The following is a 25530-nucleotide window of genomic DNA, read 5'->3' on the forward strand; positions in this document are numbered from 1 at the left end:
TCAGCTCCCGCCCAGCCGGAAGCGGAAGAAGGAGGCGGCGGTCCGCGCCAGGATCCACAGGTCCTGCCACAGCGACCAGGTGTCGATGTAGTGGTTGTCGAAGCGGGCCCGGTCCTCGATGGAGGTGTCGCCGCGCAGCCCGTTGATCTGGGCGAGCCCGGTGATGCCGACGGGCATCCGGTGGCGGGCCTCGTAGCCGGGGTGGAGGCTGCTGAACTTGGCGACGAAGAAGGGGCGTTCGGGACGCGGGCCGACCAGGCTCATGTCGCCGCGCACGACGTTCCACAGCTGCGGGAGCTCGTCCAGCGAGGACTTGCGCAGGAAGGAGCCGACGGGGCTCATCCGGCGGTCGCCGGCGACGGTCCAGCGGGTGGCGGACTCGTGCTCGTCGGCGCGCAGGGTGCGGAACTTCAGCAGGGTGAAGGGGCGCCCGTAGAGGCCGACCCGCTCCTGACGGAAGATCACCCCCGGCCCGTCGGAGAGCCGTACGGCCAGCGCGCAGGCGCCCATGACGGGGGCGGCGGCGAGCAGGGCGAGCGCGGCGAGGGCGGAGTCCGCGATCCGCTTGGCGGACCGCTCCACCGGCCGGGCGGGCCGGGGCAGCAGGGGCTGTACGGCGTAGCCCCACAGCTGGTCGGCGGGGTGGGCGAGCCGCATGCCGGTCACCTTGGCGGTGCCGGCGGGGTCGGCGAGCCAGAGCCGGCAGCCGTGGTCGTGGAAGAGGCGGACCAGGGCGGCGGTGCGCTCGTCGGCCTCGGGCGGGCGGGTGAACACCGCGCAGCGCACGGAGTTCTGGATGACGGCGCGCCGGACGTCCTCGTGGGTGGCGAGCACGGGCAGCGGGCCGCCCTCCCCGTCGGCGGGCTCGGCGGTGTCGGCGATCCCGACGGGCCGCAACCCGTACTCGGGGCGTCCGTGCAGGGCGGCGGCGACGGCGCCGGCTCCTCCGCCGGGGCCGACGACGAGCGTGGAGACGGGGTGGCGCACGGCGGAGCGGCGCCACGCCCGGTGGACCAGCCCGCGTCCCGCGCAGGCGAGGACGGCCTGGAGGCAGACGGCGGTGAGCAGCGCGTTCCAGCCGAGGGCCCGCTCGGGCGCGGCGGCGGCGAGGGCGGCGGCGGCCCCGCACCACAGCGCGGCGGTGCGCCAGGCCAGCGCGGGCAGTTCGAGGAGGGCGGAGGGGGCGAGGCGCGGCCGGTAGAGCCCGCCCTGCGCCTGGAGGGCGGCGTTGACGGCGGCGAGCAGGGCGGCGGCGGGCACCGCGGCCTGGGCCGGGAGCTGCGGCCCGGGCAGGGCCGCCACGGTGGCGGCCGCCGCCAGCGCGTCGGCGGCCAGCAGGGCGGCGGCGCCCCTCCCGGGCCGGACCCGGCCCGGGCGGACGGCGGGGCGGGCCCGTTCGGCCCGGGGCCCGCGCGGCGGGTGGATGGCGGTCGCGGCGCGGCGGCCCGCCGCGGGGGACGCGGCGGGCGGTGCGGCGGGTGGGACGGCCGGCGACACGGAGGCGAAGGCGCTGCCGCCGGCGTGCCCCGTGCCGCTCTGCCCCCCGGTGTGCCGGGCGGGTGCGCTGTCCATCGTCATCGGCTGATGCGCTCCTGGTTCAAGGGCTGGGGGTTCCCCCCGCGCAGCCGGGGGGAGGGCCTGCCCAGCAGTTCGTGGTACAGGCCGGTGACCGCGTCCGTGGTCCGCCGCACGTCGAACTCGGTCCGGGCGTGCTGCTGGGCCTGCTCGCCGAGTTCGGTGAGCAGCCGCGGTTCGGCGAGCAGCCGTCCCAGGGCCTTGGCCAGCGCCGTCGGGTCCTCCGGCGGTACCAGGCAGAGCCGTCCGTGACCGGACGGCAGGCTCTCCCGCGCACCGCTGACGTCGGAGACCAGGACCGGTCGGCCGCAGGCCATGGCTTCGAGGGGGGCGAGCGCCATGCCTTCCCACCGCGACGGCAGTACAACGAGATCGGCGGCCCGAAGCCACGGTCGGATGTCGCGGGCCGCTCCGGCGAAGTGGACCGCGGGGGGTGCGGTGCGGCGCAGCCGGTCGGCGTCGGGGCCGTCGCCGACCAGGGCGAGACGGGCTCCGGGGACGGTGGCGAGCACCTCCGGCCAGGCGCGCAGCAGGACGTCCTGGCCCTTCTGGGGGCAGAGCCGGCCGACGCAGACGGCGAGCGGCCCCTCGCCCCGCAGCGCCGCGGGCAGCGGGAGCGAGGCGCGGGCCTCGGCCCGGTCGCGGTCGCGGTCGGGGTGGGCGGGGCGGAAGTGGGCGAGGTCGACGCCGTTGCGGATCACCGCCCAGCGGGCGGTGACGCCCTCGGCCTCGCCGGCCCGGCGTTCGGCCTCGCTGACGCAGAGCACCCGGTCGGCCCAGCGGGCGCCGGCCCGCTCCCAGCGCAGCGCGAGCGCGGCGGTGGTCCCGCCGACGGCGTCGAAGGACCAGGCGTGCGGCTGGAAGACGGTGGGCAGGGAGCCCCGTACGGCCATCCGCCCGGCCAGCCCGGCCTTGGCGCTGTGGGCGTGCAGCAGGTCCGGGCGGACGCGGCGGATCAGGCGGGCGGCGCCGAGCACCTCGGCGGGCAGCCCGGGCCCGGGGGAGCGTCCGGCGCGCCAGGTGAGGACCTCGGCCCCGGCGGCCCGGGCCGCGTCGGCCAGGGAGCCGCCGTCCGGACAGCCGACGACGACGCGCAGGCCTGCGGCGGACTGGGCCCGTGCGAGGTCGGTGACGACCCGCGCGACGCCGCCCTCGACGGGCTGGACGAGATGCAGGACGGTGAAGGGCGGCGCGGCCGGGGAGCCGGCCGGCGAGGGGTGTTTCGGCACGTGGAGCGGTCTCCTGCGCTCAGCGGCGCGCGTCTGTCTGAACGAAGAGCACACCGAGGAATTGACCCTGACTTTCGCCCGTGAACTTGAAGTTCAGGCTGCGGGCGCCACCGGACAGGGCGGGACTCAGGTCGAACACGTCCGCGTCATATCCGAGATTATTAATATTTTCGGGCTGTCGTACCGGTGAAGGCCGACCGAATTCCGTGATCGTGGAATTCATGAGGTCGTTGAAGGGGTTCTCGGCGTCGGCGACGTTGATGCGGCGCCCACTGTCGGCCGTCACCGTGAGTGAGTCCCCCAGGGCCCCGCGGTCCCCGTCGTACGCCACCACCCCGGCCTTGCCCGCGGCCCCGGGCGGCGCGCCCAGGCCGGCGATCTCCACCGTCTCCGCGGCGGCCTCGCCGGCCCCGGCGGCCAGCGACTCGAAGCCGTCCCACAGCGAGATCCGGCGCAGCGGCTCCTGCGGGTGCTCGTAGGCGACCACCAGCGTCCAGCCGCCCCAGGCGCCCACCTCCGAGTGCCCCATGGCGACGTTGAGCTGGGCCACGGTCCACATCCCCGCACCGCCCTTGCGCACCAGCGGGGTGACGTCGGCGGAGGCCTGGTAGGCGTCGCTGCCCGCGTCCGTGCGGTGCCCGATCACGGTGTCGGCGATCACGGGCTTGTACGCGCCCCCGGGCTCGGCGACCAGGACGCGGCCGTTGTCCTCCGGCGGCTTCTGCTCCCCCACCCGCAGGTTCCCGCCCCAGTAGAGCCGGGCGTACGAGACCTTCGCGCCCTGCGGGACCTTGAGCTCGGCCCGGGTGGAGTTGTAGGTGTCGGGGTCCTTGTCGACCTCGTCGTAGAACATCTCGAAGTCGCCGTTGGTCCCCGCCGCGCCCTTCTTGACCTCCGCGCAGGGCTCGGTCTGCGGGGACTCCTCGCGGCGGCAGCTGATCGCCGAGTTCGAGGCCCGGACCAGCCCGCCGTGCTGCACGGACTGGTAACGCTGGGTGAAGGGGATCCGGGGCATTTCGCGCGCCGCCGCGGGAACCGCGGCGCCCGCCGGAGGGACGTGGGCGGAAAGCGTGAGGCAGGACAGCAGACCGAGTGCGCCGAGGATTCTGCGGGAGGAACCCATGACCCCGTCTCCATTTTCGATCAAGGGGACAAAACAGGAGTGAACTTTGTCAGAAATCGGGCTGGAAATCACGTCGGACTCGCTCGTACGGCCTTTCGGGCGATAGCACGCACCCTGCCTGTGGGCGAGTCGTTATGCCGGTGCATCGCTGTTCGAGGTTTCGAACCGAAAGGAATACGGAGATGAAGAAGAGCCTGGTGCGCGGCACGACCGCGGCACTCGGGGGCGCCGCGCTGCTGATGGGCGGTGCGGGCCTCGCCTGCGCACACGGCGGCGGCGCGACGGCGGAAGGCCTCGCCGCGGGCTCCCCCGGCGTGCTGAGCGGCAACCTCGTCCAGGTTCCCGTCCACGTCCCGGTCAACGTCTGCGGCAACACCGTCAACGTGATCGGGCTGCTGAACCCGGCCTTCGGCAACCGCTGCCTGAACGCCTGAGCGTCAACCGCACCGTCCGAAACGGCGGCATCCGGGTGAAGCGACGCAACCCGAACCGGAGCCGCGCCGTTGATCCGGGTGCTCCAGCATCCGGGCAATCCTGCAAAAAAGGGACGATAATGATCAAGAAGCTTGTGACCGGCGCAGCGGTTGCCGCCTCCGCCGTCGGCCTCGGCGCCGCCATGGCCCCGCAGGCGATGGCCATCGGCAACGACAACGGCATCAACACCGTGAACGGCAACAACTCCGCGCAGATCTACGGCAACCAGGCCACCTACGGCAACATGAGCCCGCAGATGGCGCTGATCCAGGGCTCCTTCAACAAGCCCTGCATCGCCCTGCCCGCCAAGGTCAACGCCCAGTCGCTGCTGGCCCTGATCAACGTCGGCGTCCAGGACATCCCGGTCCTGTCCAGCCCGCAGAACCAGCAGTGCACCGAGAACTCCACCCAGGCCAAGGGCGACGAGGCCCTCTCGCACATCCTGGACAACATCCCGATCCTCTCCGGCAACGTCTCCTCCGGCAGCTGACCGAGGCCGTGCCGCGCGAGGCCGTCGCACCCCCCGGGTCGCGGCGGCCTCGCCGCGTATCGGGTCCCTGAATTCCACCCCGAAGAATTCGGGCGGGAATTCCCCGAACGCACCGCCGGAGCATCGGAGTCAAATACCCGGCACCCCCTCGGAAATACTCGGATTCCGCGGTTTCTTTTCACCGCCCCACTCGTTGTTGTGTATGCAGCGGACAGACCTCTGCGGGAAGGATCGAATTCAGATGAAGTACAAGAAGGCAGTGGTGATGGCCGCCGGCGTTCTCGTCGCCGCCGGTGCCGCCTCCCCCGCCATGGCCGACTCGGCCGCCGACGGCAAGGCCGTCGGCTCCCCGGGCGTCCTCTCCGGGAACCTGGTCCAGGTCCCCGTCCACATCCCCGTGAACGTCTGCGGCAACACCGTCAACGTGATCGCCCTGCTGAACCCCGCGTTCGGCAACACCTGCGTCAACAACTGACGAAGCGCCTGCGCCAGCAGGGGCAGACCTCCTCGGGCGGCCCCGGAGTGCACGGCGGTGCACTCCGGGGCCGCCTTCGATTCAGGACCGGCCCCGCGCCGGTAGACAGGGAAGGACCCATGCGACAGGTACTGAGCCGACAGGTACTGGGCAAGGGGGTGCTCACGGCTGCGGCCGCCTCGAGTCTGCTGTCGATCGCGACCGGCGCGGCCTACGCGCATCCCGGGGCGATGGCCGAGGCCTCGCATTCACCGGGCGTGCTGTCCGGCAACAGCGTCTCGGTACCCATCACCTTCTCGCCGAACGTGTGCGGCAACAGCGTGGACGGGGGTGCCGCCCTCAACCCCGCGATGGGCAACACCTGCGCCACCTCGACCGGCTCCCACGCCGGCGGCCACGACTACGAGCGCTACCTGAGCCCCGAGAACGCCGAGGCCTTCGAGCGCTACCTGGAGGAGCGCGAGGGCGGCCGGCACGCGCTGCCCGCGCAGCGCCGGGAGGACGGGGGCGGCTACGGGGAGCGCGGCGACGGGGCACCTCCCGCGCACACCCCCCGGCACGCGGCGCCCCGGCCCGAGCAGGCGCGCCCCGAGCAGGCGCGCCCCGAGACGCCGCGTCACGAGGCCCCGCGCCACGCGGCCCCGCGCCACGACGACGGCCACCGCGGGGACGCCTACGGAGGCTCCGACGAGGACCACCGGGGCCCGCGGGGCGGCAAGGAGGAGTGCGACGACCACCCGCCCGCCCCCCACGCGGACCACCCGGCCCCGCACCCGGCGCCCCCCGCGCCCGCGCCGCACCACCCGAAGCCCGTGCCGCACCCCGCGCCGGCCCCGCAGCCCCGGCCCGCGCCGGCGGCGGAACACCCCGCCCCGCTCCCCGCGCCGGCCCCGGCTCCCGCCCCGCAGACCCCGCCCGCCGGGGTCCCCGTACCGCCGCAGGAGCACGCCCAGACGCTCCCGGCCCCGGTCGAGGAGCAGCCGCACACCCTTCCGGCGCCCGCCGAGGAGCAGCCGCACACCCTCCCCGCCCCGGTCCCGGCGCCGCCCGCGCAGGAGATCCCGGCGCCCCGGCCCCCGCACGGCAGCCAGCCCGAGCGGCCGCTCCCGGCGCCCGCCCCCGTACCGGACGTCGTCCGCCCGGCCGACCAGCCCCCGGCCGCCCCGGCCGGCGACCTCCCCGTGCACCTGCCCCCGGCCCCCGCACCGGCCCCGGCCCCCGCCCCCGCCGCCGCCCCGCCGGCGACGCTCCCCGCGCCCGCCCCCGCCCAGGCGGGGCCCCAGCTCGCGGCCACCGGCGCGGGTGAGCTGGGGGCCATGGCGGCCCTCGCCTCGGCGCTGGTCCTCGGCGGCGCGATTCTCTACCGGCGGTCGGCCGCCGCCTGAACGGGAATACCGGTAATCGGAAGAAACAGCGGCCGGAGAATCCGAGGCGGATTCTCCGGCCGCTCCCGTGCGCCCGCCCGGCCCGCGTTTCCGGAGCGGCCGGGAATCGTTACCCAGGACGAAAGCGCCGAGCCGGTCGCCGCCGCCTCGCTCCCCGAAAAGAATGAGGATTTCGACAATGAAGCTCTCCCAGGTCGCCGCCGTCGTCGTCGGCTCCGTCGCCGCCCTCGGCGCCACGGCCCCCGCCTTCGCCGCCGACGCCCCCGCGATGCCCCCCATGAGCGCGACGGGCGGGGTGACCGAGGTGCTCGACGCCGTGAACCCCGTCTCCGAGGCCCTCCCCCAGACGGCGGGCAACGCGCTGGCCGAGCAGGGCGACACCGTCGGCAAGGTGGTCCACACGGCGCAGAGCGTCAACAAGATCCGCAACGACGTCCCCGGCACGGCCCTGGGCCTGGCGAACGGCGCGACCAAGGCCTCCCCGCTGCTCGGCGGAGTGGAGCTCAACGGCGGCAAGTAGCCACCGGGGGCGGCCGGTTCGGCTCCCGAAACGACCGTGGGCGCCACCGGCAGGGCCGGTGGCGCCCACGGTCACGTGGCGCCGACTGCGGGGAACGTCAGTCGTTGACGCAGACGTTGCCGAACGCCGGGTTCAGAACGCCGACGACGTCCACGGAGTTGCCGCAGACGTTGACCGGGATGTGCACGGGAACCTGGACCAGGTTGCCCGAGAGGACACCGGGGGAGCCCACGGCCGCGCCCTCGGCCTGGGCGTCGGCGGAGGCGGCGCCCGCGGCACCGGCCACAGCGAGACCAGCGGAGGCCAGGGCCACGGCGGCCTTCTTGGCAGCAGAGTTCATGGGAAGTGCACCTTCTCGTTCGATGTCCTGCCCCGGTACCGGGGCTCACACCGAGCGAAACGGTCCACCAGCACAGACGACACGGCCCGCGGCCGGATCTGACCTGTTCAGCCCAATAGTCGTAACCATTCCGGCCGCCCGCGCCGCTACCGGCCGATGGGGATGTCGGGAATGTCGAGATCGGGGAGCTTCGGGACCGCGGGAACGGCCGGCGCGGCGGGAACGGCCGGCGCGGCGCCGGTCGCCGGCGGGACGGCCGGGAGGTTGACCGGGGGGACCGTGACCGGAAGGTCCGGAAGCTTGACCTCCGGAAGCTTGATCTCGGGAAGCTTGATCTCCGGGAGCTTCGGGATCTCCAGCGGCGGGAGGCCGACCCCGCCGAGGAGGCCCGAGAGCGAGCCCAGGAGGTCGGACAGGGTCTTGGAGAGTCCCGCGATGAGGTCGTCGATCGGGCCGGCCGCGACCCGCTCCCGGGACTCCGCCGCCTCCTCCAGCCGTTCGATCTGCCGCTGGACGGCCGCCGCCTTCCGCTCGACGGCGGCGGCGCCCTGGCCGTCCGCGGCGCCCGCCGAGGCGGCCGCGCCGGACAGTATGGCGACGGCGAGGGCCGACGGGACGAGGACGCGGAGGCGGAACGCCTTGGTGGAGTGCATGGGGAACCCTTCGGGGTGGTCGCGCGTAAGCGGACCGGAGTAGTCCACTTACTCACCCACCGTGCGAACACCCTGCACGGAGCGCAACCGGAGGCGGGCGCCCCCGCGCGCGCCTGGGGCTGCGTACGGCCCTCGCGCAGGTGTCCGGGGCGGCCTCACCCGCGCCGGGGAAATCCCCGCCCCGGACGGGCCGTTTGAGTGAAGCAGCGCAACCATGCCCGGCGGCGGCCGGTTGATCAGGGCGCTCCACTAGCGGGCACTCGTGCGACAAAAGGACCAATGATGCTCAAGAAGATCATGACCGCCGCCGCGGTTTCCGCCGTTGCCATCGGCGCAGGCGCCGCCGCCACCGCCCCGGCCATGGCCATCGGCAACGACAACGGGGTCAACACCGTCAACGGCAACGGCTCCCAGCAGATCTACGGCAACCAGAAGACCGCCGGCGACATGAGCCCGCAGCTCGGCCTGGTCCAGGGCACCCTCAACAAGCCCTGCGTCGGCCTGCCGGTCAAGGTCAACGCCCAGTCGATCCTGGCCGCGCTCAACATCGGCGTCCAGGACATCAACGTCCTGTCCAACCCGCAGAACCAGCAGTGCACCGAGAACTCCACCCAGGCCAAGGGCGACGAGCCGCTCTCGCACATCCTGGACAACATCCCGGTCCTCTCCGGCAACGCGTCCGCCGGCAGCTGACCCGGCTCCACCCCTCCTGGTCAGGGCCGCACCAGCCCGTGGAGCGAAGTGACGAGGGCCCCGGCGGCGTCCGCCGCCGGGGCCCTCGTACGCGTGGGGCCGCCCGCCTCAGCCCGTCCAGAAGTCCCACCACCGGGTCAGGACCAGCATCCCGATCACCCCGAGGTGCAGGGCCGGCGGAGCCCAGGCGAAGTCGGTGAAGAAACCCCGCAGCGGGCCGGGCGCGGGCAGGCGGCCCGTGCGGACGTTGTGGGCCGTGACCGCCCAGAACATCAGCAGCGTCGCCACCCAGGCCAGACAGCACCACAGGCACAGGGCGTTGATCTCGTAGAGCGACTGGACCATCAGCCAGGCGCAGAAGCAGGTGCCGAAGGCGGTGCCGGCGTTCAGTCCCAGCCAGAACCAGCGGCGGTGGCGGGCGCCCGCGAGCAGTCCCGCACCCACGCAGACCACGACGGCGTAGGCGGCCAGGCCGAGCATCGGGTTGGGGAAGCCGAAGACGGCCGCCTGCGCGCTCTTCATGACGCTGCCGCAGGACACCACGGGGTTGAGGCTGCACGCGGGCTTGAAGTCCGGGTCCTCCAGCAGGAGGAACTTGTCGAGGGTGATCACCCAGGAGGCCAGCAGTCCGGCGGCCCCGGTGGCCACCAGCAGCCAGGCCAGGGACCGGGGGGCGTCCGGTTCGCCCTCGGAGGGGGTACTGGAGTGCCGCCGCTGGCGCGGGACGTCCACTGTGTTCGTTGCCATGGCGCCCATAGTCCCGCGCACCACCTCATACCCCGACGAATCCCAGCCATTCCCGGGCAAGTTGACCTGAAGGTGTGGCGGGAACCCCTGATGCTTCCCGGACGTTTTACCGAATCCCGGACGTGATGTCAGAGCCAGGGGCTACGTTGTGCTTCCGCGAAGTGACAAGCTGCGACGGCCTGGAGCCCACCTTGAGCGATCCGTACGAGACAACCGAGGCGCACCTCGAGCGACTCCTGGGCCGCGCCCTCAACTCCTTCGACCTTCCCGACCCGTTGGTCGAGCGCCTCGGTACGGCGCTCGCCCACAGCTCCTCCCTCTACACCACGCACCACAGCCCGTCGGCGGGGCAGTGGCGGGAGACCCACCGGCACACCTACCTGCTCTCCGACGGCGAGACGGCCTCCCTGTGGGAGCTGGCCTACCGGCTGAAGGGCGACGGCGGCACCCGGTACGAGGTGTTCGCCTGCCGCGAGGAACTCGCCCTCGCCGGGGCCCGGCTGTTCGGCGAGGGCGCCGCCGAGCCGGCCCGCCCGCTGCCCGGGCCGTGCGGGGCCGGGGACGGGGCCGCGGACCGCTACGGGGACGGGGTGGACGAGGACCTGGCGCTGCTGAGCGCGCTGTTCGCCGCCCCGGACCCGCGGGAGCGCCACCGCGAATACACGGCGGAGGGAACCGCCGACCACGCCCGCCGGGTGCTGCGGCGCGCCGAGAACGCCGACCGGCCCGGGCCGGAGGCGGCCGCGCTGCTGCGCACGGCCTACGCGCACCGGATCACCCAGGCCTTCGGCGGCCGGCAGCCCCTGGCGGACGGGCGGGACGCCGGGTTCAGCCTGTACGAGCACGCCTTCGTCCTGCTGGACGGGAGCGAGCTCAGCCTGTGGGAGGTCGAGCACACGGCGACGCCGGACGGGCGGCACATGTGCGAGGTCTACGGGAGCGAGACCGCCGCACGCGGGGCGATGGAACTGCGCACGCGCGTGCGCTGACGTCCGGCCGCCCGGTGCGGCGAGAGCGCGTGCCGGGCGTCGCCGAGAGCGCGTGCCGGGCGTCGCGGGGCAGACGGGAGTTCGACGACAGGCCCCTAGGACAGGCGGAGGTCCAGGGGGAGGTCCAGGGGGAGGTCCCGGGTGATGCGGACCGCCTCCGGGCGCAGGTCGGCCGGGGTCGGCATCGCGCTGCCGGGGAGCTGGACGGCGGCCGCGCCGTGGGCCAGGGCGCGGGCGAGGGCGGCGGGGCCCGTGCCTGTGGCGATCAGGAAGCCGGCCAGGGCGGCGTCGCCTGCGCCGACGTCGCTGCGGACCGCGGCGGCCGGCGCCGTGCCGTGGAAGGCGCCCTCGGCGTCGACCAGCAGCTGGCCGTGCGGGCCGAGGGAGGCCAGGACCGCGCCGGCGCCCCGGGCGACCAGCTCCCCGGCGGCCTTGACGGCGTCGCCGAGGGTGGCCAGGGGGCGGCCCACCGCCTCGGCGAGCTCGGCCGCGTTCGGCTTGACCAGGTCCGGGCCCGCCGGCAGGGCGGCGAGCAGGGCCGGTCCGGAGGTGTCGACGGCGACGCGGGCGCCGGTCTCCCGGGCCCGGGCGACGAGTTCGGCGTACCAGTGCGGCCCGGGGCCGGGCGGCAGGCTGCCGCAGCAGGCGATCCAGTCGGGTTCGCCCGCGCAGGTGCGGACGGTGTCGAGCAGCAGGGCGGATTCGCGGGGCGAGAGTTCCGGCCCGGCCGCGTTGACCTTCGTCAGGGTTCCGTCGGGTTCGGCGAGGGAGATGTTCGAGCGGGTCTCCCCGGCGATCGAGACGGCGGTGACGTCCACGCCCTGGGCGGCCAGGAGTTCGGCGAGCAGGGCGCCGGGGGTGCCCCCGAGCGGGAGGACGGCGGTGGTGGCCACGCCGGCCGCCGCGACGGCCCGTGAGACGTTGACCCCCTTGCCGCCGGGGTCGACCCGGTCGCCGACGGCCCGGAGCACCTCGCCGCGGCCCAGCGAGGGGACCTCGTAGGTCCGGTCGAGGGAGGGGTTGGGGGTGACGGTGAGGATCATACGAGCACGACTTCCGTACCGGCGGCTTCGATGGCCGCCCTGTCGGCCGGGTCGAGCCCGGTATCGGTGATGAGGAGGGACACGTCCGCGAGGGAGCCGAAGCGGGCGAAGCGCTCCTGGCCGGCCTTGGCGGAGTCGGCGAGCAGCACCACCCGGCGGGCGGCGGCGATCGCGGCGCGCTTGACGGCGGCCTCGGACAGGTCGGGGGTGGTCAGGCCGGCCGTGGTGCCGAAGCCGTTCGCGGCGAGGAACAGGACGTCGGCGTGGATCTCGGCGTAGGCCCGCAGTGCCCAGGCGTCGACGGCGGCCCGGGTGCGGTGGCGGATCCGGCCGCCGACCAGGTGGAGGTCGATGCCGGTGTGGCCGGCGAGGCGGGCGGCGACGGGCAGGGCGTGGGTGACCACGGTGAGCGCGGTGTCGACGGGGATGCGGTCGGCGAGGCGGGCGAGGGTGCTGCCGGCGTCGAGGATGACGCTGCCGCCGGCGGGGAGTTCGGTGAGGGCGGCGGCCGCGATGCGGTCCTTCTCGTCGCCCGCGGTGGCCTCGCGGGAGGGGAGGTCGGGTTCGAAGCCGAGGCGGCCGGCCGGGATGGCCCCGCCGTGCACCCGGCGCAGCAGGCCGGCCCGGTCGAGGGCGGTCAGGTCCCGGCGCACGGTCTCGGCGGTGACCTGGAAGCGTGCGGCGAGGGAGAGCACGTCGACCCGCCCGGCCTCGCGGGCCAGGCGCAGGATCTCCTGCTGGCGCTCGGGTGCGTACATGTGGGATTACTTCCGCTCTGTGCCCGTTCAGGTGGGTTTTGACCCACCGTACGCCCACAAGAGGGTACGAATCAAGAAAAACGGACATGCCCGCCCACAGGGGCGGACATGTCCGTGAGGGGTGCCGGGAGGGCTCAGGCCTGGGCGGCCTGCTCGACGGCGCCCTCGCGCTCGGAGAGCGGGACCTGCTTGCGGGGCAGGACGAACATCACCGCGAAGATCACGACGAGCACCGCCACGACCCACCACAGCGCGCCGTGGAAGGCGTCGACGTAGGGGGCGCCGAGGACCCGGTCGTCGTCGATCGAGCCGAAGAAGACGACGGAGGTCAGGGCGAGGCCCAGGGCGTTGCCCATCTGGCCGGTGGTGTTGATCAGGCCGGAGGCGGAGCCGGCGTGCTCGCGCGGCACCTGGGACAGGATGGTGTCGTTCAGCGGGGCGACGATCAGCCCCATGCCGATGCCCATGACGATCAGCGGCGGGGCCATCTGCAAGGAGGAGATCTCCATGCCGTAGTGCCGGGACTCCCAGATGTAGAGGAGCAGGCCCGCGGCCATGACGAGCGCGCCGGCCTGGAGCACCTTGCGGCCGAAGCGGGGGACGAGCTTCTCGACGGAGAGGCCGGCGGCGACGGAGACGGCGATGGAGAAGGGGATGCCGGTGCTGCCGGCGTGCAGCGGGGTCCAGCCGAGGCCCATCTGCATGTAGAGCGTCCAGACCAGGAAGAAGATGCCGGTGGCCAGGCCGAAGGCCAGCTGGACGGTGATGCCGCCGGCGAAGCTCTTCACGTGGAAGAGGGAGAGCTCGACGAGCGGGGAGCCGTCCTTCTTGATCTTGTACTTCTCGTAGCCGATGAAGACGGCGAAGACGACCGGGGACGCGATCATGCAGACGAAGCCCCACAGCGGCCAGTCGTTCTCGCGGCCCTGGGTGAGCGGGTAGATCAGCAGGACCAGCGCGAGGGTCGCGAGGACGACGCCGACCAGGTCGAGGCGCAGGGCCTTGGGGGCCTTGGACTCGGAGATGAACTTGCGGCCCAGGATCACGGCGGCGATGCCGACGGGCAGGTTGATCAGGAAGATCGTGCGCCATTCGAGGCCGAAGAGGTCCCACTCGGTGAGCAGCGCGCCGAGCAGCGGTCCGGAGACCGCGCCGAGGCCGACGATCGCGCCGAACATGCCGAAGACCTTGCCGCGCTCGTGGGGCGGGAAGGTGACGTGGATGATCGCCAGCACCTGCGGGACCATCATCGCCGCCATGGCGCCCTGGAGGAGCCGGGAGGCGACGAGCATGCCCGGGTCGGGCGCGATGCCGCAGAGCAGGGAGGCGGCGGTGAAGCCCGCGACGCCGACGAGGAAGAGGCGCTTGCGGCCGAAGATGTCACCGAGACGGCCGCCGGTGATCAGACCGGCGGCGAAGGCGAGCGCGTAGCCGGCGGTGATCCACTGGATGGCGCTGGTCGAGGCGCCGAAGTCCTGGCGCATGCTGGGTATCGCGATGTTGACGATCGTGACGTCGACCAGGTCCATGAAGGACGCGGTCATCACGATGGCGAGCGCCAGCCAGCGGCGGCGGTCGGCCGGGGCGTCGGGGGTGCTCGGGTCGGCGGCCGCCTCCGGTGCCGCCGGGGCGGGTGCGGTCCGCTCTTCTCGTACGGGCCCGTTCTCTCTTTCGGGCGATGCTGTGGACGTCTCGGTGCTCATGGAGAGCAACCTAGACCGCATCTAGGCCAGGGTGCGTCCTATTTCCCTGGCAATCTTGAAGGATGAACGACACACCCGCCCGGCTGCTCACCCTGCTGTCCCTGCTCCAGACGCCGCGCGAGTGGCCGGGCAGCGAGCTGGCGGAGCGGCTGGGCGTGAGTGCGCGGACGATCCGGCGGGACATCGAGCGGCTGCGCGACCTGGGGTATCCGGTGGAGGCCACGCTGGGGGCGGTCGGCGGGTACCGGCTGGTCGCGGGGGCGGCGATGCCGCCGCTGCTGCTGGACGACGAGGAGGCCGTGGCCATCGCGGTGGGGCTGCGGGCGGGGGCCGGCCATGCGATCGAGGGGGTCGAGGAGGCCTCCGTGCGGGCGCTGGCCAAGCTGGAGCAGGTGCTGCCGGCGCGGCTGCGGCACCGGGTGGGGGCGCTGCAGTCCGCCACGGTGGCGGTGACCCGGGGCGACGGGCCGAGCGTGGACCCGCGGACGCTGACGGCGATGGCCGCGGCGGTGGCGGGGCCGGAGCGGCTGCGGTTCGCGTACCGGGCGCGGGACGGGGCGGACTCGCGGCGGCTGGTGGAGCCGTACCGCCTCGTCAGCACGGGCAGCCGCTGGTACCTGGTGGCCTTCGACCTGGAGCGGGAGGACTGGCGCACGTTCCGGGTGGACCGGGTGAGCGAGCCCTTCGCGACGGGGGCCCGGTTCGCCCCGCGGCCGATGCCGATGGACGCGGCGGAGTTCGTACGGCGCGGACTGCGGGGCGGGGAGACCTATCCGGCGGACGTGTCCTTCGCCGTGCCGCCGCAGGAGCTGCCGGGGTGGCTGCGGGAGTGGGCGGTGGCCGAGGAGCGGGGGGCGCGGGTGCGCTTCGAAAGCGGGGACGCACCGGAGTGGCTGGCGGTCCGGATGGCACTGACGGGGCTGGAGTTCACGGTGCGGGGCCCGGAGTTCCTGGTGCGGGCGGCAGCCACCCTGGCGACCCGCCTGGCCGGAGCGTCATCACCCCCGGAACCGGAACCGGCCGGGCCGACCGGGCCGGCGCAGGAGCCCGGGCCGGTGCAAGGGCACGGGCCGGTGTAGAAGCCCGGGCCCGGGGCCAGGGCCGGTGTAGACGCCCGGGCCGGCGCAGGGGCACGGTCCGGGTCCGGGTCCGGGTCCGGCCGGGGTAGGGGGAGCCCCGGCACCTGGGGGGGGATAGGTGCCGGGGCTCGTCTCGGGGGCTTCGGCGGGCCTCAGGCCACGGCGTCGAAGCCGGTGTCGCGCGCCATCCGCTTCAGCTCCAGCAGGGCGTGCTTCTCGATCTGGCGGATCCGCTCACGGGTCAGCCCGTGCTGCTTGCCGACCTCCGTGAGGGTCCGCTCGCGGCCGTCCTCGATGCCGTAGCGCATCTTGATGATCGACGCCGTGCGCTGGTCCAGCTTGCCGAGGAGGTCCTCCAGCTCCTCGCTGCGCAGCAGCGCGAGCACGGACTGCTCGGGGGAGATCGCGGCGGTGTCCTCCAGCAGGTCGCCGAACTGGGTGTCTCCGTCGTCGTCGACGGACATGTTGAGGCTGACCGGGTCGCGCGCCCAGTCCAGGACGTCGCCCACGCGCTTCTCGGTGGAGTCCAGCTCGGCGGCGATCTCGGCGTGCTCCGGGTCGCGGCCGTTCTCGCGGTTGAACTCGCGCTGGATGCGGCGGATGCGGCCGAGCTCCTCCACCAGGTGGACGGGGAGGCGGATGGTGCGGGACTGGTCGGCGATGGAGCGGGTGATGGCCTGGCGGATCCACCACGTGGCGTACGTGGAGAACTTGAAGCCCTTGGTGTAGTCGAATTTCTCCACTGCGCGGACGAGGCCGGCGTTGCCCTCCTGGATCAGGTCCAGCAAGGGCAGTCCGCTGCGCGGGTAGCGGCGGGCGACGGCGACGACGAGGCGGAGGTTGGACCGGATGAAGACTTCCTTGGCCCGCTCGCCCTCGGCGGCCAGGGCCTCCAGTTCCTCGCGCGCCGGGGTCTCCCCGTCGCGCTCGACCTCGCCGTCGAGGATCTGCCGGGCGTAGACGCCCGCCTCGATGATCTGCGAGAGCTCCACTTCCCGGGCGGCGTCGAGCAGCGGCGTGCGCGCGATCTCGTCCAGGTACATGCCGACCAGGTCGCGGTCGACGATCTCTCCACCCACGGCGCGGGCGCTGCTCGTGGACTGACGACGGGCGACGGCGCGGGTTGCCATGCGGTGCTCCCTTGCGATGCGATGAACGGTCGCGGTGCGTCTTCGGACACTCTCCCGAGTGCCCGCTTCCGAGGGAAACAACGACTGGAATCGGGACAGAATTCCCACACGCCTCCCTCTTTTCGGGGATCTTGCAGTATCCTGCCCCGCCACGGCGCCGTACGGGCGCTTCAGGCGGGCCGCGAGAACCCGAAGAGGTGCAGGTCAGACCCACCCCGGGACCACCGGGGCGACCCGCGCGGCCACGGCGCCGATGAGACCGCCGTCACATGCGGCGCGTCCGCCCCAGCGGTGCCCGCGGGCTGCACTCCCACCCCCCAAGACGGCCCGCACCGGGTTCTGGTTGCCTGCCGATCACCCGTTCGGGTGCGTTCCGGGCATATTCCTCCGGCACGCCGACGGGCCTCAGCCGAACTGCACCGAGCGCTTCGACAGCCCCATCCAGAAGCCGTCCACCGGGGTGGACTGGGCGGTGAGGTCGGAGCCCGCGGCACCGAGGGTGACGAAGAGGGGGGCGAAGTGCTCCGTGCGGGGGTGGGCGAGGCGGCCCGCCGGGGACTTGGCCTCGAAGTCGAGCAGGGCGTCGACGTCGTGGGCGGCCAGGGCCTCGCGCCCCCAGGCGTCGAACTCGGCCGACCAGCCGGGCACGCCGGGACCGGTGTGCCGCAGGGCGGCCAGGTTGTGGGTGAAGAAGCCGCTGCCGACGATCAGCACCCCCTCGTCGCGCAGCGGGGCGAGCTTGCGGCCGATGTCCATCAGGCGGGCGGGGTCCAGGGTGGGCAGGGAGATCTGGAGGACCGGCACGTCGGCCTCGGGGTACATCTCGACGAGGGGGACGTACGCGCCGTGGTCGAGGCCGCGGTCCGGGACGTCCTGGACCGGGGTGCCGGGGGCCTTCAGCAGGGCGCGGACCGAGGCGGCGAGCTCCGGGGCGCCGGGGGCGTCGTAGCGGACCCGGTAGTAGTGCTCGGGGAAGCCCCAGAAGTCGTACACGAGCGGGGCCGGCCCGGTGGCGCCGAGCGCCAGCGGCGCCTCCTCCCAGTGGGCGGAGACCATCAGGACGGCGCGCGGCCGCGGCAGCCCCGCCGACCAGGCGGCGAGTTCGGCCGGCCAGAGCGGGTCGTCGGCGAGCGGGGGCGCGCCGTGGCTGAGGTACAGCGCCGGCATGCGCTCGGGGGCGGGGGCTGTGGTCATCGGGCGCTCCTCGGTCCGTGGTGCGTACGTCGTCCGCGGGGAGGGCGTACCGGGTTCACCCGGAAAGACTAACCCCGCTTCGTTCAAATTTGAACGAAGCGGGGTCGTCAGTCATTCCCGTACCGGTGCCCCCGTCAGTGGGCGATCACCGGGACCGGCAGCTCGGCGTCCTCGGCACCCGCGCCGGAGCCGGCGGCCACCGGGCCGCCCTGGCCCGGGCGGCCCGTGTTGATCAGGGTGAACGCGAGGGCCGCGCTGACCGCGAGGATGCCCACGGCCCACCAGATCGCCGACGAGTAGCCCTCGACCATGGCCTGCGCCTGGACCAGCTTCCCCGCGACACCGCCCGCCGCGGCCTCGGCCGCGTGGTCGGTCAGGTAGGCCGTGGTCGCCGAGGCGGCGATGGTGTTCAGCAGGGCGGTGCCGATCGCGCCGCCGACCTGCTGCGAGGTGTTGACCATGGCCGAGGCCACACCGGCGTCGGCCGGGTCCACCCCGTAGGTCGCCAGGGACATGGCCGGCATGAACGCGGTGCCCATGCCGAGGCCCAGCAGGAGCTGCGCCGGCAGGATCAGCGCCGGGTAGGACGAGCCGACCTCCAGCTGGGTCAGCAGCAGCATGCCGGTGGCGGCGAGCAGGAAGCCCGGGCCCATCAGCAGCCGGGGCGCGACCCGGGTCATCAGGCGGGCGCCGATCTGGGTGGAGCCCGTGATCATGCCCGCGATCATCGGCAGGAAGGCGAAGCCGGTCTTGACGGGCGAGAAGCCCTTGACGACCTGGAGGTAGTAGGTGAGGAACAGGAACAGGCCGAACATCGCGATGACGGCGAGGCCGAGCGAGAGGTAGACACCGCCGCGGTTGCGCTCCAGCAGGACGCGCAGCGGCAGCAGCGGGGACTTCACCCTGGACTCGACGGCGACGAAGGCGGCGAGCAGCACGGCGGAGGCGATGAACAGGCCGAGGGTGGTCCCGTCCGTCCAGCCGGCCGACTCGGCGCGGGTGAACCCGTACACGAGCGAGACCAGGCCCAGGGTCGAGAGGACCACGCCGGGGACGTCGAGGCGGGCGCCGTTGCGGGAGCCGGCCGGCTCGCGGATGACCATCCAGGCGCCCGCGGCCGCGACGACCGCGAAGGGGATGTTGACGAAGAACGTCCAGCGCCAGTTGAGGTACTCGGTCAGGAAGCCGCCGAGGATCAGGCCGACGGCGCCGCCGCCGCCCGCGATCGCGCCGTAGATGCCGAAGGCCTTGGCGCGCTCCTTGGCGTCGGTGAAGGTGACCGCCAGCAGCGAGAGCGCGGCGGGGGCGAGCAGCGCGCCGAAGGCGCCCTGGAGGGCGCGGGCGCCCAGCATCATCGCCTCGCCGGTCGCGGCGCCGCCGAGCGCGGAGGCCAGGGCGAAGCCGGCGAGACCGGTGATGAAGGCGTTCTTGCGGCCCCACTTGTCGGCGATGCGGCCGCCGAAGAGGAGGAGCCCGCCGAAGGCCAGCGCGTAGGCGGTGATGACCCACTGGCGGTTGCCGTCGGAGATCCCGAGGTCGGTCTGCGCGGAGGGCAGGGCGATGTTCACGATGGTCGCGTCGAGGACGACCATCAGCTGCGCCAGCGCGATGAAGACCAGGGCCTTCCAGCGACTGGGATCGGCGGCAGCGGCAGCCGGCGGGGCGGACGCGGCTGTTTTGGACATGGGGGTACCCACTTCACTGTACGGAATGACTGAAAAGGGATGGGATGAAATGAAAAGAGGCGGTTTTCGAGGCTACTGAGGGGCGGGGTGCCGCGTCACATGGTTTTCCTGCCGAGGTCCTGCAACGTGACGGCGCTGCCGGGGAGTCGGGAGCGGGCGGGGGCCCGCAGCCCGTCGAGGAAGAGCTGGAGGTGGCGGTGGACGAAGCCGCCCACCGCCGCGCACTCCGTCCCGGGGAGGGGGCGGGCGAGCTGGGACAGGGCGAGCATCAGGTCGCCGGTGCCGATGTCGGCGCGCAGCAGGCCGGCGCTCTGGCCGGCGGCGACCAGGGTGTCCACGGCGGTCCCCAACGCCTCGCGCGCGGCGAGGAGTTCGGGGTGGTCGTGGTCGAAGCCGTCGGCGAGCATCGGGCACAGGGCACCGATCCGCTCGTCGGCGGCGGCGTGCGTGAAGCGGCAGAGCGCCGCGAAGGCGTCGGGCTCCTCGGCGAGGGCGTCCTCGGCCTGGGCGGTGACCCGGTCCATCACGTAGAGCACCACGTGGTGGACGAGGTCCGCCCGGTCGGGGAAGTGCCGGTACAGGGTGGCGTTGCCGATGCCGGCCCGGCGGGCGATCTCGTCGAGGGGGGCGTCCGCGCCGAACTCCACGAACATCTCGCGGGCGGCCCCGAGGATCCGCTCCCGGTTGCGCACCGCGTCGGCGCGCGGCTTGGGCACCCGGGTGGGGGTGACGCTCTGCATTCCGGGCCTCCCTGGGGCACTCGTACGGACGGCCCCGCGTGCGGACCGATGGCCTGATGACGACCCCCGAACCGGGGACTCGTTCCCCGCTTGCGGGGACTCTCTTTCAAACGGGGAAACAGTCCCCGGTTATTTCACTCCCCCGAGTGACCCGCATCACAAGCGGTTCCTGGGGTTTCATCCCGTTTGGACGCTTTCGACGCGCGGGCGTGTCGCAGCCGACGGAGGGTGAGCGCACAGAGAGCAGACCGGACCCGGCCGGCTGCCGCGCACCCGAAGGCGATCTCCATGCCGCAGACCCGCCACCGGATACGCAGACCCTGCCGCACCGGCGCGTTCATCGGCCTCACCGCGCTGGCCCTCGGCGTCACCGCCACCGCCAGCGGCGGCATCCAGGGCCGCGGCCACGCCACCTCCGGCCCGAAGGCCGCCACCGCCGAATCCGTCCTGGCGCCCTGCCGGATCTCCGCGACCATGGGCGTCCAGCTGTCGGAGGGCCTGCCGACCGCGCCCGGGTACTCCCGGTCGACGGGCGAGATCCGCGCGCTGAACCTGATGATCGACTTCCCCGACGCCAAGGGCGAGGGCTCGGCCATGGACCGGCTGGCCGAGTTCTTCCCCCAGACCTCCGAGTGGTTCCGCACCAGCTCCTACGGACGGCTGACCTACCGGGCCGAGGCCCCGATACGGAACTGGCTGCGGATGCCGATGCCCTTCGCGGCGTACGGGATCGAGCGCGGCTCCGCCTACGAGCCGGGCTACCGGCAGCTCGTCGAGCACATCGCGAGGGCCGCCGACGCCGAGGTGGACTTCAGCCGTTACGACCTGATCAACATCCTCGTCACCCCGAACGCCGGACCGTCCGCGCTGGACACCGTCCTGTCCGTCACCTTCTCCGGCAACGGCGAGGCCCCGGTGGCCGACGGGGTGCCGCTGGCGAACACGTCCTTCGTCTACAGCCGGCAGGACGACGGCTCCGGCTCCTACCGGGAGACCGGCTACCGGGTGCTGCCGCACGAGAACGGGCACGTCTTCGGACTGCCCGACCTCTACACCTCCGACGGGGGCGGCACGGTCGGGCACTGGGACATCATGAGCGAGGACTGGGGCGCCAACAACGACCTCCTCGGCTGGCACAAGTGGAAGCTGGGCTGGCTCGACGGGTCGCAGATCAGCTGCGCCTCCAAGCCCGGCGTCAGCGAGCACCTGCTGACCCCCCTCGCCGTGGAGGGCGGCACCAAGCTGGCCTTCGTCCCCCTCTCGGAGAGCGCCGGCTACGCGATCGAGGTGCGCACGCGGGCCGGGAACGACGAGGCCGTCTGCAAGCCCGGCGTGCTGATCTACAAGGTCGACTCCGACGTGGACACCGGACGCGGACCGGTCACCGTCTCCGACAGCGCGGGCGGCAGCGGCGGCTGCACGCGCCGGCCCAACGTGCACGCCGAGCTGTCGGACGCCCCGTTCCGGCCGGGCGAGACCTTCACCGACGAGAAGGCGGGTGTCTCCGTCTCGGTCGTCGCGGCCCTCCCGGACGGCGGCTTCCGGGTCCGCGTGACCCGCCCCTGACCCCCTCACCCGCATCCCCTCCCCCAAGGAGCCGTTGCCGTGAACACGACCCCCGAAGAACGCCTGGCGGCCGCCGGGCACGAGCTGCCCCCGGTCGCCCCGCCCGTCGCCGTGTACGTGCCGGCGGTGGTGAGCGGGCACTACGTCCACACCTCCGGCCAGCTGCCCGTGGTGGGCGGGGCACTGCTGCGCACCGGCAAGGTGGGCGGCGAGGTCACCCCGGAGCAGGGCGCCGAGCTGGCCCGGCAGTGCGCGCTGAACGCCCTCGCCGCCGTGGCCTCGGTGGCCGGGGACCTGTCCGCCGTGAAACGGGTGGTCAAGGTGGTCGGCTTCGTGGCCTCCACCCCGGACTTCACCGGCCAGCCGGGTGTGGTCAACGGGGCGAGCGAACTGCTGGGCACCGCCTTCGGCGACGCGGGCATCCACGCGCGCAGCGCCGTCGGGGTGGCGGTGCTGCCGCTGGACGCACCGGTGGAGGTGGAGATCACGGTGGAGCTGCACGCCCCGATGGGCGTCTGAGCCCCTCCCCTCCCCCGGCCGCCGGCCACGACGACGGCCACGACCACTACGGCCACGGCTGCGGCTGCGGCTGCGGCGCGGACGCGCGCCCGGCGGGGCGGCCCGGGGCGGCGAAGGCCTCCGGGTGGGCGGTGGACAGGAGCCGGTGGCCGCGTTCCAGGGTCCGCGTGAAGGCGGCCGGGTCGGTGAGGGACATGATGTGCGGGCCGCGGACGTGGAACAGGCGGGCGTCGCCGCCGCCGGAGCGGGCCGCGGCGAGGAACTCCCGCTCCCCGGTGCGGAAGAGGCGGTCGCCGACGCCGTTGACGAAGAGCACCGGCAGCCGGCAGCGGCGCGCGAGCCCGGGGAAGTCGCCCAGGGAGAGCGCGTCGACCACCTCTCCGAAGGCGGGCATCGCCAGGCCGCCGCGCAGCACCGCCTCCCGGCTCTCGGCCGGCAGGCGGCGCCCGAACGCCCACGCGTTGAGGCGGGCGGAGCGGTCCGGCCCGAGCGCCGCGAACGCGCGGGCGGCGGCGCGGTGGAGCAGGACGGCGGGCCCGTCCGTGCGGGCGGTGGCCCCCTGGACGAGGAGCGCGGCCGCCCCGTCCGGGTGCGCGGCCCCGTAGGCGAGGGCGACGTAGCCGCCCAGCGAGGCGCCCGCCACCAGCGGGCGGCGCCCGGTGGCCCGGACGGCCTCCTCCGCGGCCAGGCCCACCTGCGCGACGGCCTCCTCCAGCCGGAAGGGGCGCCCGCGCAGGGCCCCGTGGCCGGGCAGGTCGGGGGCGGTGATCCGGAAGCGGGGGGCCAGCCGGCGGGCGTGGGGGTCCCACATCAGCGCCGAGAGCCGGGTCCCGTGGACGAGGACCAGCGGCGCCCCCTCGGACACCCCGGCGGTCCAGATCCCGGGCGCACCGGGGACGGGCACCAGCCCCGCCGCCGTCGCCCGGGTCCGCGGTCGATCGTTTCCGCCCATGTCTCCCCCTGCCACATGTGCAACGCAACGTTGCGTTGCACATTAGGCGGGAGGCGTTCGAAACACAACGCCACGTTGCGTTGCACTAAGGTGGCGTCGAACGCACGGGAGGGAAGGAGCGGGACCCATGGCGCAGAGGCGGGACGGGACGGCCGGCGGGCCGCGGCGCAGGGCCGAGATCTTCTCGGCCACCCTCGGCATGCTCGGCGAAGCGGGTTTCGACTCCCTGACCGTCGAAGGGGTGGCCCGGCGCGCCGGGGTCAACAAGACGACCCTCTACCGCTGGTGGCCGTCCAAGTCGGAGCTGCTGCACGACGCGCTGCTGGACTCCGACGCCTTCCGCTTCGACCCGCCCGACACCGGCAGCCTGCGCGGCGACCTGACCGCGCTCGCCGACCGGATCCGGCACCTGCTGGACGACGAACACCGGCGCACGGTCGTCGAGGCCGTCCTGGCCGGCGCGGTGCGCCACCCGGCGATGCGCGCGCTCGTGGTCTCCTTCCTCGACGACCGCTTCGGCCGGCACCGTCCGCTGTTCGCCCGCGCGGTGGCCCGCGGCGAACTGCCGCCCGACGCCGACCCGGCGCCCCTGGTCGACGCCCTGGCCGGCGCCCTGTGGATGCGGATCCTCGTCCGCCGGGACGGGGCGTCCGACGACTACACCCGCGAGCTCGCGGGCCTCCTGATGGACGGAGCCGCACGCTCCGCACCGTCCGCCGCCCCCGGCGGGAAACCGGGCCCCGCAGCCGGTACCTGATCCGCTACGCTGTGCCTGGGCCGCTTTCACCGCGGCCCGGGGCTCCCCGCGGAGCCCGGAACGCCTTCGTAGCTCAGGGGATAGAGCACCGCTCTCCTAAAGCGGGTGTCGCAGGTTCGAATCCTGCCGGGGGCACCAGGGAAAACGGCCCGGAGCGATCACGCTCCGGGCCGTTTGACTGCACCGGCTGACGGCAACGGGGTCACGAACCAGGGCGCTGGCGCCTCAGCATCCGGTCCATGTGGCTGATCGCTTCCCGCTTCGTGTCGTCCACAACGTGTGTGTACACGTCCATGGTGATGCTGATCTGGCTGTGCCCGAGGATCTCCATGATGACCCTGGGCGCGACGCCGGCGGCGGTGAGCAAGGTCGCGCACCCGTGACGGGCGTCGTGCAGGCGGACGACCCTCAGGCCAGCGTCGGCCGCGACGCGGGTGAAGGCCCGGTAGACGTTCCTCGGCTCCACCGTCCGACCGTTCCGGGTGGCGAAGACGGGCCCGGCCTCGGACCACTCGACGCCGGTCTCCCGGAAGATCGCACGCTGCTTGAGCCGGTGCCACCGCAACGGGGCGATGCACATCGCGGGAAGCGGCACAGCCCGCTGACGGCGACTCTTCGGGTCGTCCTGGTAGAGCTGCCCGCGCCGGCGCTGCGTTTGCTGGCGGACGTGCAGCACCCGCTTGTCCAGGTCGAGGTCCGACCACCGCAGCCCGACCAGCTCACCGCGCCGGAGCCCCATGGCGATGGCCAGCACGAACGCCGCGTAGAGCGCCTCGCCCCGCGCAGCCTCCAGAAACGCGAGCGTCTCCTCCAGCGTCCACGGCCGAATCTCCCGCTGCTTCGCCCTCGGCGGCTCGACCAGGGAAGCGACGTTCCGGGTGATCAGCTCATCCCGCACCGCTCCCGACAGCGCGGTGCGCAGGACGCGGTGGGCCTCCTTGGCCGTGGCCACCGTCTTGTCCTTCTGCACGCGGGTGAGGAAACGGCGCACGTCGGCGGTGCTCAGCGACTCCAGACTCCGGGCCCCGAGGAGGGGCACGAGGTGCAGCCGGACGTGTGTCTCGTACTTGTCGTAGGTGCTGAGCTTCCGGCGCGGCTCGATGTGCTGCTCCAGCCAGTAGGGCAGCCACTCCGATAGGCGGGCGGACCGGGTGGGCGTCGGGACGCCCTGCCGGTCGCGCAGGACTAGCTCCTGGCGCTTCTCGTCGCACTCCTGCCAGGTCTTGCCGTAGACGGTCTTACGGGCGCGGGTGCCGTCCGGCTGAGGGACGTACACCCGGGCCTCATAACGACCGTCCTTGCGCTGCCAGATGCTGCCAGCGCCGTTGGGGTTCTTCTTGCCTGCCATCAGGCGGCACTCTCCAGTTCGGTCTTGATGAAGCGGTGTACGGCGTCGGCGGGGATCCTGCGGGCCCGTCCGACGGTGATGCTGGGCAGCCGCTTGGAGCGGATGAGGTTGTAGACGCTGTGCCGGCCGAGCTTGAGCGTGGCCATGACTTCGGGAACGGTCATGAGCAGGGCCGGGGGCGGAAGCGCGGTCGGCACTGGGGCTCTCTCCTGTCGTGGGCTGAAGTGGCTCGGGGGTGCAGGCATGACCGGCGGGCGCGGGGGGCTCTGGGGCACCCCGCACCTGTCCGAGGCTGGGATTTCTGCGTCACCGCGTCATTCGCGTCACTCGGGCGCCTGACCTGCGGTTTTCGGTGACGCTGGC

At 73.6% G+C, this 25530-nt stretch carries 27 protein-coding genes and 1 tRNA gene; 12 read left to right on the forward strand and 16 right to left on the reverse strand.

Annotated features, from left to right (window positions below; translation table 11 throughout):
* From AB0469_RS10340 to AB0469_RS10350, 3 genes are read right to left on the reverse strand one after another with little or no spacing between them, the layout of a single operon-like run.
* Complete coding sequence (locus AB0469_RS10340; RefSeq protein WP_366451002.1) at window positions 1-1572, reverse strand: exopolysaccharide biosynthesis polyprenyl glycosylphosphotransferase; 1572 nt, start codon at window positions 1570-1572, stop codon at window positions 1-3.
* 2 nt (window positions 1573-1574) lie between these two features.
* Window positions 1575-2804: a glycosyltransferase family 4 protein gene (locus tag AB0469_RS10345; RefSeq protein WP_366450901.1), complete on the reverse strand. Its 1230-nt coding sequence runs from the start codon at window positions 2802-2804 to the stop codon at window positions 1575-1577.
* Window positions 2805-2823: 19 nt separating this feature from the next.
* Complete coding sequence (locus AB0469_RS10350; RefSeq protein ID WP_366450902.1) at window positions 2824-3999, reverse strand: DUF3344 domain-containing protein; 1176 nt, start codon at window positions 3997-3999, stop codon at window positions 2824-2826.
* Between the two features lie 110 nt (window positions 4000-4109).
* Here AB0469_RS10350 and AB0469_RS10355 point away from each other — a divergent pair, with 110 nt between their 5' ends.
* The 5 genes from AB0469_RS10355 (at window position 4110) to AB0469_RS10375 (ending at window position 7271) form a co-directional block, all read left to right on the forward strand.
* On the forward strand, window positions 4110-4361 hold the full coding sequence (locus AB0469_RS10355) for a chaplin (RefSeq protein WP_366450903.1): 252 nt from the start codon (window positions 4110-4112) through the stop codon (window positions 4359-4361).
* 119 nt (window positions 4362-4480) lie between these two features.
* A complete protein-coding gene (locus tag AB0469_RS10360) occupies window positions 4481-4891 on the forward strand; it encodes a rodlin (protein ID WP_366450904.1) in 411 nt (136 codons plus the stop codon).
* Between the two features lie 241 nt (window positions 4892-5132).
* The gene (locus tag AB0469_RS10365) at window positions 5133-5366 is read left to right on the forward strand and encodes a chaplin (RefSeq protein WP_366450905.1); all 234 of its coding nucleotides are present in this window, start codon (window positions 5133-5135) and stop codon (window positions 5364-5366) included.
* Between the two features lie 119 nt (window positions 5367-5485).
* Window positions 5486-6751, forward strand: coding sequence for a chaplin (locus AB0469_RS10370; RefSeq protein ID WP_366450906.1), 1266 nt, complete (start codon window positions 5486-5488; stop codon window positions 6749-6751).
* Between the two features lie 178 nt (window positions 6752-6929).
* Complete coding sequence (locus AB0469_RS10375; protein WP_366450907.1) at window positions 6930-7271, forward strand: hypothetical protein; 342 nt, start codon at window positions 6930-6932, stop codon at window positions 7269-7271.
* A gap of 97 nt (window positions 7272-7368) precedes the next feature.
* On the opposite strand, the gene AB0469_RS10380 is transcribed toward AB0469_RS10375, so the two are convergent.
* Window positions 7369-7611 carry a chaplin gene (locus tag AB0469_RS10380; protein WP_366450908.1) on the reverse strand — a complete coding sequence of 81 codons (243 nt, stop codon included), beginning with the start codon at window positions 7609-7611 and terminating at the stop codon, window positions 7369-7371.
* Between the two features lie 146 nt (window positions 7612-7757).
* Window positions 7758-8264, reverse strand: a complete 507-nt coding sequence (locus AB0469_RS10385; protein WP_366450909.1) for a hypothetical protein — start codon at window positions 8262-8264, stop codon at window positions 7758-7760.
* 282 nt (window positions 8265-8546) lie between these two features.
* Here AB0469_RS10385 and AB0469_RS10390 point away from each other — a divergent pair, with 282 nt between their 5' ends.
* The gene (locus AB0469_RS10390) at window positions 8547-8957 is read left to right on the forward strand and encodes a rodlin (RefSeq protein WP_366450910.1); all 411 of its coding nucleotides are present in this window, start codon (window positions 8547-8549) and stop codon (window positions 8955-8957) included.
* Window positions 8958-9065: 108 nt separating this feature from the next.
* Here the strand turns inward: AB0469_RS10390 and AB0469_RS10395 are convergent, their stop codons facing one another.
* On the reverse strand, window positions 9066-9704 hold the full coding sequence (locus AB0469_RS10395) for a vitamin K epoxide reductase family protein (RefSeq protein WP_366450911.1): 639 nt from the start codon (window positions 9702-9704) through the stop codon (window positions 9066-9068).
* Window positions 9705-9895: 191 nt separating this feature from the next.
* Here AB0469_RS10395 and AB0469_RS10400 point away from each other — a divergent pair, with 191 nt between their 5' ends.
* Window positions 9896-10693 (forward strand): DUF6227 family protein, encoded by a 798-nt coding sequence (locus tag AB0469_RS10400; protein ID WP_366450912.1) that lies wholly within the window; start codon window positions 9896-9898, stop codon window positions 10691-10693.
* A gap of 95 nt (window positions 10694-10788) precedes the next feature.
* On the opposite strand, the gene pfkB is transcribed toward AB0469_RS10400, so the two are convergent.
* The 3 genes from pfkB to AB0469_RS10415 all read right to left on the reverse strand — a co-directional run bounded on the left by pfkB (window position 10789) and on the right by AB0469_RS10415 (window position 14197).
* Window positions 10789-11736, reverse strand: a complete 948-nt coding sequence (gene pfkB, locus AB0469_RS10405; protein WP_366450913.1) for a 1-phosphofructokinase — start codon at window positions 11734-11736, stop codon at window positions 10789-10791.
* Window positions 11733-12494, reverse strand: coding sequence for a DeoR/GlpR family DNA-binding transcription regulator (locus AB0469_RS10410; RefSeq protein ID WP_366450914.1), 762 nt, complete (start codon window positions 12492-12494; stop codon window positions 11733-11735). The genes pfkB and AB0469_RS10410 overlap by 4 nt, the downstream gene beginning before the upstream one ends.
* A gap of 134 nt (window positions 12495-12628) precedes the next feature.
* Complete coding sequence (locus AB0469_RS10415; protein WP_366450915.1) at window positions 12629-14197, reverse strand: MFS transporter; 1569 nt, start codon at window positions 14195-14197, stop codon at window positions 12629-12631.
* Window positions 14198-14259: 62 nt separating this feature from the next.
* Here AB0469_RS10415 and AB0469_RS10420 point away from each other — a divergent pair, with 62 nt between their 5' ends.
* Window positions 14260-15276 carry a YafY family protein gene (locus tag AB0469_RS10420; RefSeq protein WP_366450916.1) on the forward strand — a complete coding sequence of 339 codons (1017 nt, stop codon included), beginning with the start codon at window positions 14260-14262 and terminating at the stop codon, window positions 15274-15276.
* A 152-nt stretch (window positions 15277-15428) separates the two neighbouring features.
* On the opposite strand, the gene AB0469_RS10425 is transcribed toward AB0469_RS10420, so the two are convergent.
* From AB0469_RS10425 to AB0469_RS10440, 4 genes are all read right to left on the reverse strand, one after another.
* Complete coding sequence (locus AB0469_RS10425; RefSeq protein ID WP_366450917.1) at window positions 15429-16406, reverse strand: sigma-70 family RNA polymerase sigma factor; 978 nt, start codon at window positions 16404-16406, stop codon at window positions 15429-15431.
* Between the two features lie 405 nt (window positions 16407-16811).
* The gene (locus AB0469_RS10430) at window positions 16812-17600 is read right to left on the reverse strand and encodes a class III extradiol ring-cleavage dioxygenase (RefSeq protein ID WP_366450918.1); all 789 of its coding nucleotides are present in this window, start codon (window positions 17598-17600) and stop codon (window positions 16812-16814) included.
* A gap of 134 nt (window positions 17601-17734) precedes the next feature.
* On the reverse strand, window positions 17735-19285 hold the full coding sequence (locus AB0469_RS10435) for an MFS transporter (RefSeq protein ID WP_366450919.1): 1551 nt from the start codon (window positions 19283-19285) through the stop codon (window positions 17735-17737).
* Window positions 19286-19380: 95 nt separating this feature from the next.
* Entirely contained in the window at window positions 19381-20025 is a 645-nt protein-coding gene (locus AB0469_RS10440) for a TetR/AcrR family transcriptional regulator (protein ID WP_366450920.1), read from the reverse strand.
* A 288-nt stretch (window positions 20026-20313) separates the two neighbouring features.
* Between AB0469_RS10440 and AB0469_RS10445 the strand changes: the two genes are divergently transcribed.
* Together AB0469_RS10445 and AB0469_RS10450 are read left to right on the forward strand one after the other, a co-directional pair.
* The gene (locus AB0469_RS10445) at window positions 20314-21591 is read left to right on the forward strand and encodes a M6 family metalloprotease domain-containing protein (protein WP_366450921.1); all 1278 of its coding nucleotides are present in this window, start codon (window positions 20314-20316) and stop codon (window positions 21589-21591) included.
* Window positions 21592-21630: 39 nt separating this feature from the next.
* A complete protein-coding gene (locus AB0469_RS10450) occupies window positions 21631-22110 on the forward strand; it encodes a RidA family protein (protein ID WP_366450922.1) in 480 nt (159 codons plus the stop codon).
* A 46-nt stretch (window positions 22111-22156) separates the two neighbouring features.
* Here the strand turns inward: AB0469_RS10450 and AB0469_RS10455 are convergent, their stop codons facing one another.
* Entirely contained in the window at window positions 22157-23062 is a 906-nt protein-coding gene (locus tag AB0469_RS10455; RefSeq protein ID WP_366450923.1) for an alpha/beta fold hydrolase, read from the reverse strand.
* 127 nt (window positions 23063-23189) lie between these two features.
* Here AB0469_RS10455 and AB0469_RS10460 point away from each other — a divergent pair, with 127 nt between their 5' ends.
* Window positions 23190-23819: a TetR/AcrR family transcriptional regulator gene (locus AB0469_RS10460; protein WP_366450924.1), complete on the forward strand. Its 630-nt coding sequence runs from the start codon at window positions 23190-23192 to the stop codon at window positions 23817-23819.
* Between the two features lie 62 nt (window positions 23820-23881).
* Window positions 23882-23957 (forward strand) — tRNA-Arg (locus AB0469_RS10465).
* Window positions 23958-24021: 64 nt separating this feature from the next.
* Here the strand turns inward: AB0469_RS10465 and AB0469_RS10470 are convergent.
* Both AB0469_RS10470 and AB0469_RS10475 read right to left on the reverse strand, forming a co-directional pair.
* Window positions 24022-25167: a site-specific integrase gene (locus AB0469_RS10470; RefSeq protein ID WP_366450925.1), complete on the reverse strand. Its 1146-nt coding sequence runs from the start codon at window positions 25165-25167 to the stop codon at window positions 24022-24024.
* Window positions 25167-25331 carry a helix-turn-helix domain-containing protein gene (locus AB0469_RS10475; RefSeq protein ID WP_366451003.1) on the reverse strand — a complete coding sequence of 55 codons (165 nt, stop codon included), beginning with the start codon at window positions 25329-25331 and terminating at the stop codon, window positions 25167-25169. Before AB0469_RS10475 ends, AB0469_RS10470 begins: the two co-directional genes overlap by 1 nt.
* Between the last annotated feature and the right edge of the window lie 199 nt (window positions 25332-25530).

This window comes from Streptomyces sp. NPDC093801 (genome assembly GCF_040701585.1).
Taxonomy (GTDB): domain Bacteria; phylum Actinomycetota; class Actinomycetes; order Streptomycetales; family Streptomycetaceae; genus Streptomyces.